This window comes from Acinetobacter sichuanensis (genome assembly GCF_003024515.2).
Taxonomy (GTDB): Bacteria; Pseudomonadota; Gammaproteobacteria; order Pseudomonadales; family Moraxellaceae; genus Acinetobacter; species Acinetobacter sichuanensis.
This window is the reverse complement of record NZ_PYIX02000004.1, coordinates 165,868-182,419: the sequence shown is the minus strand read 5'-3', so window position 1 is coordinate 182,419 and position 16,552 is coordinate 165,868. Positions and strand designations below refer to the sequence as shown.

Genomic DNA, 16,552 nt, shown 5'->3' with positions numbered 1-16,552 from the left:
GTATTCTACGTGTGAAGTATTAATTGTAATACCACGTGCTTTTTCTTCTGGTGCAGAGTCAATTGCTGCATAGTCTTTCGCTTCACCGCCGAAAGTTTTTGCACATACAGTTGCAATCGCAGCAGTTAAAGTTGTTTTACCATGGTCAACGTGACCAATTGTGCCCACGTTTACGTGTGGTTTATTACGTTCAAACTTAGCCTTAGCCATGAGTTTTTCCTTTTTAAACTACTCATGTAGGGTTAACTACATGAGCATTTGGTTTTTTAACTATGAATTAGTTTGGGCTTATAGTAATCGAAAGATTACTCGTCGTCACCTTTTTTACCACCAGATTGGAACTTAGTAATGATGCCTTCTGCCACGTTACGTGGAGTTTCAGCATATTTAGCAAATTCCATAGAGTATGTCGCACGACCTTGAGACATAGAACGCATTTGAGTCGCGTAACCAAACATCTCAGCAAGTGGAACTTCAGCACGAATTGCTTTAGTACCACCAGGTAAATCGTCCATACCTTGAACCATACCACGGCGACGGTTTAAGTCACCCATGATATCGCCCATGTAATCTTCTGGAGTTTCTACTTCAACTTTCATGATCGGTTCAAGCAAGATAGGATCTGCTTTCATGAAACCATCACGGAATGCGTAAGAACCTGCCATCTTGAACGATAATTCGTCAGAGTCGACGTCGTGGTAAGAACCGTCAAATAATGTCGCTTTAATACCAACAACTGGGTAACCTGCAAGAACACCATTTTTCATGCGCTCTTGAATACCTTTGTCAACCGCACCAAAGAATTCTTTAGGTACTACACCACCTACAACTTCTTCAGCGAACTCGTAATCTTTACCAGCGTCTTCAGCAAGCGGCTCTAAACGTACGTATACGTGACCGAATTTACCTTTACCACCAGTTTGACGTACGAATTTACCTTCTTGTTCAACCGATTTTTTGATTGTTTCACGGTAAGAAACCATTGGTTTACCAATGTTTGCTTCTACACCGAATTCACGTTTCATACGGTCAACAATGATGTCAAGGTGAAGCTCACCCATACCTGCAATAATTGTTTGACCAGATTCTTCATCAGTACGTACACGGAATGATGGATCTTCTTTTGCCAAACGACCTAAAGCAACTGACATTTTTTCTTGGTCAGCTTTAGTTTTAGGTTCAACTGCAAGTGCAATTACTGGCTCAGGGAATTCCATGCGCTCAAGTGTAATTACATTGTTTTCATCACAAAGTGTATCACCAGTTGTAGTATCTTTAAGACCTACACACGCTGCGATATCACCTGCACGAATTTCTTCGATATCATGACGATCGTTAGCATGCATCTGTACGATACGACCAACACGCTCACGCTTCATTTTTACTGGGTTATAACACGGGCTACCCGCTTTAAGAACACCAGAGTAAACACGTACGAAAGTTAAGTTACCTACGAACTTATCATTCATGATTTTGAATGCTAACGCAGCGAATGGAGCGTCGTCAGATGCTTCACGAGAACCTTCAGTTTCGTCTTTGTCGTCAAGGATACCTTTGATCGCTTCAACGTCAGTCGGCGCTGGTAAGAATTCAATAACAGCATCCAACATACGTTGAACACCTTTGTTTTTGAATGCTGAACCACAAAGCATTGGCTGAATTTCGTTTGCCAAAGTACGTTGACGGATACCTGCAACGATTTCTTCTTTAGTTAACTCGCCTTCTTCTAGGTACTTGTCCATGAGTTCTTCTGATGCTTCAGCAGCAGCTTCAACCATGTTAGTACGCCATTCTTGCGCTAACTCAACTAATTCAGCAGGAATTTCACCATATTCGAACTTCATACCTTGAGATGCTTCATCCCAGATAATCGCTTTCATTTCGATAAGGTCAACAACACCTTGGAAGTTTTCTTCTGCACCAATTGGAACAACGATTGGCACTGGAGAAGCACCAAGACGTGTTTTCATTTGTTCTACAGCACGGAAGAAGTTCGCACCTGTACGGTCCATTTTATTAACGAACGCAATACGTGGAACTTTATATTTATTTGCTTGACGCCATACAGTTTCAGACTGAGGTTGTACACCACCTACAGCACAGTAAACCATGCACGCACCGTCAAGAACACGCATAGAACGCTCAACTTCGATTGTGAAGTCAACGTGTCCCGGTGTGTCAATAACGTTAATACGGTGTTGCTCGAACTGGTTGCCCATACCTTTCCAGAAACATGTTACTGCTGCTGAAGTAATAGTAATACCACGTTCTTGCTCTTGCTCCATCCAGTCTGTTGTTGCAGAACCTTCGTGAGTTTCACCTAATTTATGGCTCTCACCTGTATAAAACAAAATACGTTCTGAAGTAGTTGTTTTACCTGCATCGATGTGAGCTGAGATACCAATGTTACGGTAACGAGAAATTGGGGTTTGACGAGCCATGATTTCTTGCATTCCTAAATTTTATTGTTTAAAACAGGACGCATCAATATTGTATTGATGCGTACGAATACTCATACCTAGTGGGCAACTTAAATACCCGCGAATCCTCCACTTTGATAGAGGGCGATGTTAAATCGAGCTGCAATACGCATGAGTATTCTCCTGAGATGGACTGTTTTAGCCGCTTAGAAGCGGTAGTGAGAGAAGGCTTTGTTAGCTTCAGCCATACGGTGCACATCTTCACGTTTTTTAATCGCTGAACCTTTACCTTCAGCTGCATCAAGCAACTCACCAGCAAGACGTAAAGCCATTGTTTTTTCAGAACGCTTAGCAGCAGCATCTACTAACCAACGCATAGCCAAGGCAGTACGACGGGATGGGCGTACTTCCATAGGTACTTGGTATGTAGCACCACCAACACGGCGTGCTTTTACTTCAACCATAGGACGAACTTTTTCAAGAGTAGTCTCGAAAAATTCTACTGGGTCTACTTTGTTTTTTTCTTGAACGCGGTCTAAAGCACCGTAAACGATACTTTCAGCAATAGATTTTTTACCATCTTGCATTACGTGGTTCATGAATTTAGCGATTGTTTGGCTACTGAATTTAGGATCCGGAAGGATCTCACGAGCAGCGACTACGCGACGTCTTGGCATTTTAAACTACCTATAAATATGACACTTCAGGTTTATCCAGCATCAGTACAAAGTGTCATGTACTATTCGCTGGCCTTACTACACGTCGCTTGAATTTCACAAAATTAATGCAGAAATCAGACAAGCGAGACGATAAAGGATTGCAGTTCTACGATCTTAAAATTTAATTCTTAAAGAATTATTTCTTAGGACGTTTAGTACCGTATTTAGAACGAGACTGGTTACGATCTTTAACACCAGCGCAGTCTAAAGAACCACGAACGGTATGGTAACGCACACCTGGTAAATCTTTAACACGACCACCACGAATAAGAACAACACTGTGCTCTTGTAAGTTATGACCTTCACCACCGATGTAGCTAGAAACTTCGAAACCTGAAGTTAAACGCACACGGCAAACTTTACGCATTGCTGAGTTAGGTTTTTTAGGTGTAGTTGTGTAAACACGTGTACAAACACCACGACGTTGTGGACAAGCCTTCAACGCAGGAACTTTTGATTTTTCAACCAAAGTAGTACGACCCTTACGGATCAACTGATTTGTTGTTGCCATTTGGCAATTCTCCCGTTAATAAAAAGCCCCAAAAAATTACCACTTTTTGAGGGCATGCAATTGTAAGTCAAGATATAAAAATGGTCAACATTGAAGACTTATCAAATATTCACCATTTCTATTTTTTTCAGTTTTAAATTTACTTTTTTCTATGCGCTAGAATAAGTAAAATTGTGATTACTTTTAGTCTTTAGGCTCTTCTTTTTCAGTTTCTGTTGTAGCTTCAATGTTTTGCGCTATAGCATGACTGTCCTGTTTATCATCGGATGAATTTTCCACCTCAGTTTGTACTGGTTTATCCTCAACTTTTTTTGTTGCACTTTTTTCATTTTGTTGCGATTTTTCGGTCAATTTCTCTGATGCTGAGTCAGATGTACGTTTTTTTGCACGTGTTTTCTTTACAGGTTCTGTGACTGGTTGCTCTACCTCAACTGGAGTTTCTGTTTCATTTACTGTAGAAACATGCGCTTTTGCTAAGTCTGCAATACTGCTTTCTTCTTGTGCAAGTAAAGTTTCTGCCTCGTCTTTTTTCAAGACTTGCACCTCTTGAATAGTATCATTTTCAGTGCTTTGAATTTGGTTTGCTTTTGCTTCGAGAACTGCTTCTTGTTGCTGTGCATTTTCCTCTTTTGGAGGCTGAAGCAATGGGCTTGCTTGTGAAAGCAAAATTTCAGACTTTTCAAATGCAGCTAATGCACTGATATTTTCGTTTGGGTGTTGTAATAAATATTGTTGTGCGCCTTTAAATACAAGTTGGGCTTTGTCGGTCGCATCTTCGACTAGCTTCCAGCTATAGCTCGCACTCACGCCAATACTAATAAAAGGAGTAATTTTCGAAATAAGATTGAGTTGCGGAATGTAATCTAACCATGCCCATTTGAAAGTACCATCTGAATTGGTTAACCAATTTTTCAATACATCTGTAGAGTAATTTGAGCCTAAAACTTGTTGAAATTGGCTTATATCATGATTTTGCAAAGCTGTAGAAACAGCGCGCAAAGTGATTAGCAATGCCTGCTTTTCTGCTACCGTCCCTAGGTCAATTTTCTTAAAGATAAACTCGACTATTTCATGATCTTCAGGTTTTAATTCAAAACCATGCGCACGACCTGTTTGATAAATACTACGTAAAGCAAGCGCAATTGAAGTTGGAACATCAATTGCTGAACCAATCACACCTGTTAAAGCACCTTGAATTGCAGCTAAAATTTTATTTTGATTGGCTAAAGCACCACTAATACGCTGTGAGCGTGCCGAATCTTGACTCAGTTCATTTAAGTTTTTAACACCCACTTCTTTTAACAGTCTTTCTACCGAACTTGTTTCAGAAACAAAATCATTTAATTTATCAAAAAAATAGTCTGACATTTTGTCGTTAAATTGAGGTGAAATAAATGAAGCGACATTATTAATTTTTTTGTAGTGACGCCCTAATAACTGACTAGAAACTTGAGGTAAATGTTCACGTATCATTTGCTGTGGATTGTCATATTGTTTTTTTTCAAACATATTTTTAGAACGGGCTTTTCCCTCAATAACAGTATTTTTTTGTGGGGTCTGATCTAATTTATTCACTGAATTTGGTGCGGCATGGTTCAACATACTTAAACCTGTTGTACCCAGTTTTTTAGCAAGACCAAATGTATTCGATAATATACCACTTGATTGTTTCTTATTAGAATCTGTCATTTGAACCTTACTCCACTCATTTTTATCGGTTTAATCAAATACTAAGGATTGTGAGCAATTATCTCAACTCAAATTACGTATGTTTGGCTAAAAATACAAAAACGCCACAATCACTTTACGATGAAACACATATTTAAGTCACAATTTGTCGCATTCATGCTAACAACGCTGTGATAGATGTCAGCTCTGCGCTATGATTATTTCACTATTTAAAAAGATTATTTAAGCAAAATGGATAACAATCAACAATTAAATCAGACCCTAAAATTAAGTGCTGAACAAAAATATAGCGATGAATTACAACGCTTAAAAGCGCAAGATCAAAAACGTAAACCTCAAGGATGGCAACTCTCAGCTTATGCTGTTCGTGATTTTATTTTAGGCAATGCTCAGCTTAATATTCAAAAAAAATTCTATGGTGATGATGCCTTAGTTGATCGAGCATTGGTCACACTTATGGGTAATCAAGGACTGATGTTAGTTGGTCAACCGGGTACAGCAAAATCAATGCTCTCTGAACTATTTAGTGCTGCAATTGGTGGCAATTCACAATTAACCATTCAAGGTACAGCAGGAACAACCGAAGATCATATTAAGTATTCGTGGAATTATGCGCTGCTATTATCTGAAGGTCCTTCAGAAAAGTCGCTGATTCCCTCCCCTCTATACTTTGCGATGCAACAAGGCAAATTAGCACGTTTTGAGGAAATTACCCGTTGCCCACCTGAAATACAGGATGTTTTAGTCTCTCTTTTGTCAGAGAAACAGATGATGATTCCTGAAATGGGGCAAGATTTTAGTATTTCTGCACAACAAGGTTTTAACTTAATTGCAACTGCGAACTTAAGGGATCGTGGTGTGCATGAAATGTCCGCAGCATTAAAACGCCGTTTTAATTTTGAAACAGTAAAACCCATCAAAAATCGTGAGTTTGAAATTGAACTCGTACAATTACAACTCAAACAGCAAATTGGTGATTTATTTTCTGAGCTTCAAGTACAGCCACAAGTCATTGAATTATTAGTCACTATTTTTAATGAATTACGTACAGGTCAAAGTCTACAAGGTGCAAGCTTAAAGACCCCTGATGCTGTGATGTCGACAGCAGAGGCAGTCAATATTGCACATGCAGCAAGCCTACAAGCCATTTATCTTGGTGATGGCGTCTTAAAAGCTGAACACATTGCACAACAACTGGTTGGCGTAGTCTTTAAGGATAATCCTGAGGATGCAAAACGTTTACGTTATTATCTAGACAGCGTTGTGAAAGAACGTGCCCGTCAAGACAAAGATTGGAAAGCCTTTTTCGATGCTAGCCGTGAGTTTTAAGTATGAGCCAGTTTATGCAGACCCAACTGCCTGAACGACTTGAACAGGCATTTCAATATAAACAACAACTTGAACAACAGCAGCTTTTTTTTGCACCCATCAGGCATCATAGTCCTGCTTGTGCATTTGCTTTAAAACATTATATACAAACGCTGCAACCTACGCATATTTTGATTGAAGCACCACATAGTTTTCAGTTTTTACTTGAAGCCTTACTTGAGGAAAATACCCAACCACCTATTGCAATTTTTGCGCAAACGCAAACTAAAAATCAAAATGAGCGTGAAGATGAAGAAGCAGTTACAGAAAGCCCTTCTCTTTTTTCTGCCTATTATCCATTTTGTGAATATTCACCTGAATGGGTCGCACTTCAACAAGGGCATGCTCAACAAGCACAAATTGAATTTATTGATTTGTCATGGCAAGAACAAAGTGTGTTCAAACTTGCCCATGCAGCATTGGATTGGTCACAAAAAAATTTAATTTCTGAACGTTATTTAGCACACAGTCAGTTTATTCAAGGTCTTGCACAACAATTACGTTGTCGTGACCATGATGAACTTTGGGATCATTTATTTGAATTACAACATATTTCTCAACTAAAACAGCCTGCTGATTTTTTTAATGATGTATTTACATGGTGTTCTTTAGCGCGGTTAGATTATGAGCATGATGTCTTGTTACAAGATGCTTCTTTGCATCGTGAAGATTGTATGTGGCAAAAAATACACGCAGCTTTGCAACCTAAACATAAAGTTTTGGTGGTTACAGGCGGTTTTCATACGCTTGCTTTAATTGAAAATTTAGCACAGCATCAATCTGCTAAACGCTATACCATTCAACAAAATAAGCAACAAAAATGGCAAGAAAATGCTTGGCTCATCCGTTATAGCTTTGACCGTTTAGATGCTTTAAATGGTTATGCGTCAGGTATGCCTTCACCTGCATTTTATCAACAGTTTTGGCAAGATTTAAATCAGGAAAACTTAAATGATGTCGTTATAGAACAACAATTTTTAAGCTATTTAACGGACATTTGCCATCATCTAGAAAATAAACAGGTTTTAGATGTAACGGCTTATATTGCCTTAAAAAACACAGCCGAAGTCGCTCTACAATTAGCCAATTTGCGTGGGCATTATCGTCCTAGCCGTTATGATTTATTAGATGCTTTACAAAGTGCTTTGGTTAAAGGCGAACTTGAAGATGGTCAACAACTGCTATTCACCGAAATTTATGCTTATTTAAGTGGTCAACAACTGGGCAAAGTTGCCGCACATCAGCATAGCCCTGCTTTATTGCAAAATGTGTTTAAACAAATTGAAAAATATCGTTTTAATGTCAGTGATACGATTCCTCGTAATCGAAAATTAGATATTTATCGTAAGTCTTTACATCAAGATATCAGTCAATTTTTACATTTGCTTGAATTTATTGATTGTGGTTTTGCACAAAAACTATCAGGACCAGATTTTAGTCAAGGTGCTGGACTTGACTTGTTATTTGAAGAATGGCGTTACACATGGTCACCTTCGGTAGAAGCTCGTTTAATTGAGCTTGCTGAATTAGGCGATCAATTATCACAAATTGCTTTAGGTAAAATTTTAGCTTTACAGCAAGAAAATCAAAAAAATGGTTTAGGTCAATCGGCTTTTGAAACAGCAAAATTGCTGACCCTAGCATGTCGTTTAGGCTTAAAAGAACAACTGAATTTATTACAAAAACAGTTACATCAATATTTACAAACAGATCAAAACTTACAATCTGTGGTCAGTGCTGCACAACAACTCTATTACTTATGGAGTGGTCGAAAACTGCTTCAATTGCCTGAACATATATTACAAAGTAGTTTATTCGATGCAGTCAAACAAGCTTGTTTTTTACTAGAGCAGCTATATGACACACATGAAGATAAAATTGAATCCAATCTCACTCATTTTAAAACCTTACATGACTTGGTTTTATCCGTCGAAAAGCTAAAACCTGAACAGGATCAAAGCTCATTTTTAACGTTATTTTATCAACATATACAGCGTTCAAAATTAGAGGAGTTTCGACTCAATAAGTTAAAAGGTGCATTAGATAGTTTAATGTTTTTAGACCATCAGATTGATCAAGAACAACTTAAAACCTATTTAAAAACTGCTTTTGCTATAGGCAGTGACGCAGACGAAGCTGTGCAATATGTACAAGGTATGTTTGCGATTGCTCCTGAGATTTTTGTGCAATCCTCTATTGCAATTCAGTCGTTGTATGAATTGGTTTCACATTGGCGTGAAGAGACTTTCTTACAAATTTTGCCTGATTTGCGTTATATCTTTAGTCAGCTTTCACCAAAGCAAAATTCGGCTGTTTCACAACATATTGCCCAAATGGCGGGCTTATCAGGTCAAGTCATTTTAGATCAGGTGTATAGTGATATTAGTGAATATGACATGTTAAATGCTGCACATTTAAATCAACAATTACAACAAATTTTACAACATGATCAACTCGAAAACTGGTTGAAAGGAGTTGAAATATGACACAAGATTCAGACCTTTCAGTTTCTATGGAAACAACAGCAACTGACCTAGATGATTTAGATCGTGCCCGTCGTTGGCGACTCATTTTAGGACGTTATTCTGACCAAAGTTTATCTACTGCTGGATTTTCAGGTGAACAGTTAAAATTAGAGCGTAATCTCGATTATTTATATCAAAATGAATATAAACGTCGTGGTGTACAGCAAGCAAATAATCGACATGGGGGTTTAGAAGGTTCCCAACTTACTGCGATTAATTGGCTCAATCAAAGCCGTAAGCTTTTTCCAAAATCAACGTTTGAACGTATGCAAAAGCATGCTTTGGAACGATATCAATTACAAGGCTTACTGAACGATCCTGCAAGTATTCGAGAACTTGAACCAAACCCTGCAACTGCCAAAGCCTTATTGAGTATGCGTGGTCGTTTGAGTAGCGAAGCTAAAGAAGCTGTGCGTGAAGTGATTCGCAAAGTCGTTGAAGAACTTTTACAAAAAATCCGCACCCAATTTTTACAATCTTTACAAGGTCGTCGTAACCGTTTTCGTCGTTCGCATATTCAACAAGCACAAAATTTTGACTGGAAACGTACCATTGAAAATAACTTAAAAAATTATCAACCTGATCGTAAAAAAATTATTATTCAAAATCCTATTTTCAATGCACGAGTACAAAAACACTTGTCGTGGGAAATTGTTTTATGCGTGGATCAAAGTGGGTCAATGTTAGATTCAGTGATGTATGCAGCCATTTGTGCCAGTATTTTAGCAGCACTCCCTGCGGTCAAAATTAGTTTGGTTTTGTTCGATACCCAAGTCGTTGATTTGAGTCATTTAGCGCATGACCCCGTAGAAGTTTTATTAACTGTGCAACTGGGTGGCGGTACCAATATTGGTATGGCAATGGAGTATTGTGCCAAAAAAATCACTCAACCCAATCGTAGTATTTTGATACTCATCAGTGACTTTGAAGAAGGCGCATCTTTACAACATTTACTCAATACCACAGCAAAATTAAATGAACAAGGTTGTAAATTACTTGGTTTAGCAGCTTTAGACAGTCAAGCAAATCCTGTATATGACAGCAATATTGCACAAAAACTACAAGAACGAGGGATGCAAATTGCTGCTATGACACCTGATCATTTAGCCAATTGGTTTGCGGAGGTCATGCAATGATTGGGCAAATTTATTTACAATATGATGAAGAAAGCCTTACTTTACATAGTAATACAGGTTTAATTCGACGTGCTAAAAAATCAATCGAAGAAGTTCAATATATTGAAAATACAGCACCGTTACACTTTAAAGTTGAAGAGTTTGATGTCTATTTACCTGAACAAGGGATCACTGAAGCACAATGTAACTGCTCTGCTCAAAATTGCTGTAAACATATTTTAAGTAGTATTTTTTGGTTACAAAAAAATCAAGCAACAACAAGCAATGATCAGAACTCAGCTTCCCCATCAACTCATGAAAGTCAATTAGAACCTACTCAAACCTTGACAGTGCAAGCTTCTGCCTTAGATCAAGCACTACAACTCAAAGATAGCGTCCTATTTAAAAAAGTGGGCAAAGCGAATTTACGTTTGGCTTTTGAAATTTGGCAAAACTGGCAACAAGTCAACCCTGCTTGCAACATTGAAATATTGGCTGAAAAAATTATTTTCAAAACAGAATTCAGTGAAAATCCAATTCTGTTTTACCCTCAAACAGGCTTTGAAGGTATGTTGTCAGATATGGATGACAATAAAAAAAATGCGGTACATTTGGCGTGTATTGCATATTTATTTCAGCAACAATCTGCCGAATTATGGCAATGGTCTGAAGATTTACAACAGCAGTATCATCAAAATTCACAACATGCCTTGAACAAAGAAGATATTGATTTTATTTCAGAAATAAAAAATCTGTGCCAACAATTTATCCAACAAGGTTTATCTCATTTAGCCAAAGAGTCGGTATTGTCTTTACATATTTTAAATATGCAAGCACGAGCACAAAACTTACCACGACTCGCAGCGCTGCTCAGACAGTTGCATGGCATGATGCAACAACTACTCGAACATGATATACAAACTGATGAACAACAAATTTTCTCACAATTGGCATATTTAAATGCCTATCTATTTGCTTTAGAACAGAGCCAACAGCAAACTGAAATATTTACTCGTCTAAAAGGTGCTGTTCAACGTGATTATCAAGCCCAAAGTACACAACGTTTAATTCCCTTAGGATGTGAATGGTGGCAAACAGACAGCGGTGCGCAAGGTTTAACAGTCACTTTTTGGGATGAACAACAGCAGCATAGTCGTGAAGTCACTCAAGCACGTGGTCATCGTTTGGATAGCACTTTTTCTAAAGAGAGTGCTGCACAATCAGGGATTTGGGGAAGTTCTTTAGATTATTTATTACAACATCAAATTCAACTTACTCAAGCAAAAGTAAGTTCTGAGGTCAATCTTAGCCCAAGTACAGATACACGTTTTATTCAAATTGATCCTTTTAAAAAACTCAGCCTCGAAGACGTTGAACAGATGAACATCGGCTTAAATGATTGGTCAATGCTGCATCAGTGGATCCAGCCAAAGTCAAGTTTAGAGCAAAATCCTTACCGCTATCTTTTACTCCGTCATCAGCAGATTTTTGCGCCTGAGTTAAACGAACATGAACAATGTTTTGAATGTCGTATTCAAGACCTTCATGGTACTGCTTTAAAACTCAGTTTACCTATTGAGGTTCAATATCAAGCTCGCATTAAAAGCCTCACGACATTGTTCAATCAAAATGAAAAAATTGTTGCAACTTTAGTTCGTCTAGATCTCAGTCAGCAAAATATTCAACTGATTCCATGTAGCTTAATTTTAGAAAAGAAACAACAGCTAGAAATTTTTAGCTTGGATTATCACTCTCCTCGCTATAAAAAAAGTAGTTTGACTGAACTGATCACAGGACGTATTGAAAAATTATTGCAACAGAAAAAACAATGGCAAACACCTCCTCAACAATCCACCTTAGACATTGCGGTACAACAAACACAGTCTGTACTTGAGTTTTATGCCAATACAGGGCGTGAAGTGCTTGATCCTGAAGATAAAACCAAACTGAAACAGCTTGCACAACTTTATGCAGATTTAGGACTAGAAGTTGTACAGCGAAGTCTTATTTCAGGTTTAGAAATGTCTTCGCTTGCTGCAGCTTTACTCAAATGGCGACATTTATTTTTACAAATACAACGCCTGTCTTATCACTTGCCGATAGAAAGACAAGTTATGTCGTGAAGTTGCAAAAATGCTATTTAATTTTTTGTTTTATTTTTTATGATAGATCGACAACGTATTTATTTTTGCACTTTTTTTAAATAACAAATACTCCTTTAATGGAATAGGAATTTTAACCATGCTCAATCAATTGATGTCTAAAATTGAATCCTTATTTTCCAGTCCAGATCATAAGCAGAACAACCAAAACCAACAATCAACACAAGAAGTAAACATCGAACAACAAGCAACAAAACCACAAGAATATAATCAAAAACTTGTAGACACCATTAAGCCTTTATATGAGATTTTTAAGGTGCTGAATGAAGTGGATGATAGTCTGATGAAGAATATTATTCCGTTTATTATTGAAGGGACAAATCCACAATTTTTACTTCAACTCAGCCAACTTCCTGATGAAAAAGCAGCTGATTTACTTGGCTATCCGGGGACTTATGAATGGTATTGGACACAAATCCAACTCACTAAAACCCAAGAAAAACTAAAAAAACAATCCATTAAATCCCGTAAACAACTCAGTGATCATTTGTTTGACACACTCAGTAATGAACAAATCAGACGTTTGGGCAAAGTCTATGAAAGTATCACCCAACAAAAAAATTATAAAGAGCTCTACTCACCCGTTCCTGTATGGTTTCATTATATTGTCATCGATGCTCTCATTACCTTACAACAGCACCATAACTTTAGTGAAATTGGTGCAAAAAAACTCATTAAACAGTCTTGGACATTAGAAAAACTACATCAACTTTTAGCCGATGATGAACCAACATTAGCCCAGCATTTGGTGGTGTTTATTTTTGAACGTGCAGGCTGTAGTAGTTATTATGCAGATCGTTTAGATTTAATTTTTGAACTGTCCGATACCGATGCTTATATTGCTGCCCATTTAGATTCCTTAAAAAAAGAAATCCCAAACTTAAGTGTTGATGGTCAAACTGTCTTTTTAGAATATCTCAAACGCAAACCTGAAATTTTACAACAACTCCCCGAGTTGATTGTTAAGCTCACCATTGGGCGTTCAAAAACCATTCGTGACCTTGCTGTAAGTTTATTAAGCCAGTTAAATGATGAAGATAGTCAGCATTATCTACAACAATATTTGCTCCAAGGTTCAAGTAAAGAACGTGGTTTTGCTGCTGAATTACTTGCCCGTTTAGGCGAACAAAACTTAGTAGTTTTAGAACAAGCCTATGAAAATGAAAAACAAAAAGCTGTTCAACAACTTATTTTAATGGCAATTCAACGCCTAAAAGCAGTCAATCAATCCAGTCATCATGAAAGCTTTGAAATACCTGAATTTACACCACTTGCAATTCGAGATATTCCTGCAAATTTCACTGAAATCTTGCATCAAAATCATCAACAACTTGTAAGCAAAGCAGAAATCGCAGCAAATGCTGAAATTGAAGACAATAAAACCAATAGTTACCGTTCAGACTGGGCACAAAAAAGATTTCGCCGTCTTAGAAATATCAAAGCAACGAGTATTGATCAACTTTTAGCACAAATTAATGGTCATACCAAACGCAGCCCTTTTGAAAGTGATGTTGATATCATTACTCACCAATCTAAACTTTATAATTATCCTGAGTATTCGTTATTACATGCTTTGCGGATTCATGCCACCCGTCATGCAAATCATATTGTTCACTGGAATAGTATTTTTGCCGATTTACCACCAGCCCAATATGACAATTTAGACCTACGCCAAATTTCACAAGCACTTAATGACACAGGGTATGAAAATTCAATTCGTCAAATTGCACAAGGTATGCTCATTTCAAGCTATTGGCATGATTTACACCAGTATATTGTACAAAGCGAAAAAATTTGGCCTTTCTTTGCCGAACATCCTGAGTTTATCAGTGAAGCATTAGGACTTAGCCCTTCTTTGGAAGAAAGCTCTTATAGTCAATTTGAACCCATCAAAGCGATTAAAATTTTAGAGTCATTTCCTACTATTCCACAACAATTCATTCCACGTTTGCTTGAATTTGCTTTAGGTGAAAATAAACGTCTGCGTTTTGACGCACAGCAAGCTTTACAACGTTTACCTGAAATCCATTTACGTGCCATTGAAGCTTTAGAGTCAGGAAAACAAGAAATTCGTGTCACTGCCATTGAATGGCTTGCTCGTTTACAAAATCAAGATGCTGTAGAACCTTTATATGCTTTACTGAAAAAAGAGAAAAAGGAAGTCGTACGTGCTGCCCTATTAACCTCACTAGAAAAACTAGGACAAGATATTAGCCCATACTTGTCTGAGAAAGTGTTATTAAAAGAAGCTGAACAAGGCTTAAAAGCTAAAATTTCCAGTAGTTTCACTTGGTTTGATGCTAAAACTTTACCTGAGATTACTTGGAAAAATGGTAAAAAAGTTAATCCTGATATTATTCACTGGTGGGTTGTTTTGGCTGAAAAACTCAAAGACCCTAAAGCCAATGCTTTGTTTCAACGTTATCTTGGTTTACTTGATGAAAAAAGTCAGCAAAAACTTGCCAACCATTTACTGCATAGTTTTATTCAACAAGATACTTTATCGCCAACTTTAGAACAAGCAACTGAAGTTGCTGTCAAACAAGCACCTCAAAACTTACAATCATATCGTGATAGTTATCAAAATTATGGTCATAAATATCCTGAATATTATGCACATTATGCAACCATTACGCTTGAAGAAGTGATTGAAGAAATTAAACGTCAGCAACTTGCGATTTATTTAGGTTCTGCGATTAAAAGCAAAGGTATCTTAGCACTGACCTATCCTGCACAAGGGAGTTTTGCAGTCAAAACCTTGCAAGACTATATGAAACAACATTATCAACGTCGCTCACAAATTGAAGCGATGATCTCAGCACTCTCAATCAGTAATGATCCTTTAATTATTCAACTTTTATTGTCTTTATCGCGTCGTTACCGTACAACCTCAGTACAAAATTTAGCGACAGAATTGGTCACTGAAATTGCAGAACGTAATCAATGGAGCAGTGATGAATTGGCGGATCGAACGATTCCAACGGCTGGTTTGGATGAAAAAGGTGTACTCAATTTAGAATATGGTTCACGTTTATTTACAGCCATTGTCGATGATAAAGATAAATTTGTGCTTAAAAATGAAGAAGGTAAAGAAGTCAAAACTTTACCTGCGGCACGTCAAAATGATGATGCTGATTTAATCAAAGAAGCAAAAGCTCTTTTCAGCAGCAGCAAGAAAGAACTAAAACAAGTGATTGATTTACAAACACAACGCCTATACGAAGCGATGTGTAGTGAACGTCAATGGTTACAAAATGAATGGTTTGAATACTTACACGCTCATCCAATTGTACGCCGCCTGATCCAACGTTTGGTGTGGTTAGAAGTCACCGAATCTGGTGAAAAAATCGCTTTCCGTCCAAGTGATGATGGCTGTTTACTCAATTTAGAGGATGATGAAATTGAGATTCAAAGTAATAGTAAAATTCAAATTGCGCATGCTGTTCTAGTCGGGAAAGAAGATGCTCAAGCATGGATTGACCATTTTAAAGACTATAAAGTTAAATTTTTATTTGAGCAAATGAGCCATCATTTACCTGAAATTACTGACCTTAACAGCAAAGATATTTCGGATCGTAAAGGTTGGATCACAGACACATTCACCTTACGTGGTGTCGTCAACAAACTGGGGTATCAACGTGCAAGCATTGAAGATGCAGGTTCTTTTGATCGTTATACCAAGCCATTTAAGCAATTGGGTATTCATGTACAAATTGTCTTTAGCGGTAGTTATGTGCCTGAGGAAAATATTCCAGCAGTCTTATTTGAGTTGGAATTTGACAAATTAGGCAGCCGCTCTTGGAGTTCAAATAGCCTTCCGCTCAGTGATGTTCCGCCAATTTTATTAGCAGAAAGCTATGCTGATTATTTAAAAGTGGCAGATGCTTGTACAGGTTTTGACCCAGAATGGGAAAAGAAAACACCTTGGTAATTTGCCTAAACCAAGTCATTCTCCTCAACCAATACACAATTGCCCATTTCTAATGTGATGAATTGGGCAATTACATTTTATTTTGCAAATACTTTATGATTCACATGCCTTT

At 37.5% G+C, this 16,552-nt stretch carries 10 protein-coding genes; 5 read left to right on the top strand and 5 right to left on the bottom strand.

Annotation, left to right across the window (positions count from 1 at the left end):
* From C9E89_RS04710 to C9E89_RS04690, 5 genes are all read right to left on the bottom strand, one after another.
* Window positions 1-210: GTP-binding protein (locus C9E89_RS04710; protein ID WP_228198978.1), on the bottom strand; the 210-nt coding region annotated here is incomplete at its 3' end.
* A 95-nt stretch (window positions 211-305) separates the two neighbouring features.
* Window positions 306-2,441, bottom strand: a complete 2,136-nt coding sequence (gene fusA, locus C9E89_RS04705; protein ID WP_107008018.1) for an elongation factor G — start codon at window positions 2,439-2,441, stop codon at window positions 306-308.
* 185 nt (window positions 2,442-2,626) lie between these two features.
* On the bottom strand, window positions 2,627-3,097 hold the full coding sequence (rpsG, locus tag C9E89_RS04700; RefSeq protein ID WP_005190966.1) for a 30S ribosomal protein S7: 471 nt from the start codon (window positions 3,095-3,097) through the stop codon (window positions 2,627-2,629).
* Between the two features lie 178 nt (window positions 3,098-3,275).
* Window positions 3,276-3,650, bottom strand: a complete 375-nt coding sequence (gene rpsL, locus C9E89_RS04695) for a 30S ribosomal protein S12 (protein WP_002050319.1) — start codon at window positions 3,648-3,650, stop codon at window positions 3,276-3,278.
* Between the two features lie 183 nt (window positions 3,651-3,833).
* On the bottom strand, window positions 3,834-5,339 hold the full coding sequence (locus C9E89_RS04690) for an EcsC family protein (RefSeq protein ID WP_107008019.1): 1,506 nt from the start codon (window positions 5,337-5,339) through the stop codon (window positions 3,834-3,836).
* Between the two features lie 231 nt (window positions 5,340-5,570).
* On the opposite strand from C9E89_RS04690, the gene C9E89_RS04685 reads away from it, so the two are divergent.
* From C9E89_RS04685 to C9E89_RS04665, 5 genes are all read left to right on the top strand, one after another.
* Window positions 5,571-6,668: an ATP-binding protein gene (locus C9E89_RS04685; RefSeq protein WP_107008020.1), complete on the top strand. Its 1,098-nt coding sequence runs from the start codon at window positions 5,571-5,573 to the stop codon at window positions 6,666-6,668.
* A gap of 2 nt (window positions 6,669-6,670) precedes the next feature.
* Window positions 6,671-9,193 (top strand): DUF5682 family protein, encoded by a 2,523-nt coding sequence (locus tag C9E89_RS04680; RefSeq protein ID WP_107008021.1) that lies wholly within the window; start codon window positions 6,671-6,673, stop codon window positions 9,191-9,193.
* 26 nt (window positions 9,194-9,219) lie between these two features.
* Complete coding sequence (locus C9E89_RS04675; protein ID WP_228198981.1) at window positions 9,220-10,368, top strand: VWA domain-containing protein; 1,149 nt, start codon at window positions 9,220-9,222, stop codon at window positions 10,366-10,368.
* Complete coding sequence (locus tag C9E89_RS04670; RefSeq protein WP_107008023.1) at window positions 10,365-12,470, top strand: hypothetical protein; 2,106 nt, start codon at window positions 10,365-10,367, stop codon at window positions 12,468-12,470. The genes C9E89_RS04675 and C9E89_RS04670 overlap by 4 nt, the downstream gene beginning before the upstream one ends.
* 118 nt (window positions 12,471-12,588) lie before the next feature.
* Window positions 12,589-16,440, top strand: a complete 3,852-nt coding sequence (locus C9E89_RS04665; RefSeq protein WP_107008024.1) for a DUF4132 domain-containing protein — start codon at window positions 12,589-12,591, stop codon at window positions 16,438-16,440.
* Window positions 16,441-16,552: the final 112 nt, after the last annotated feature.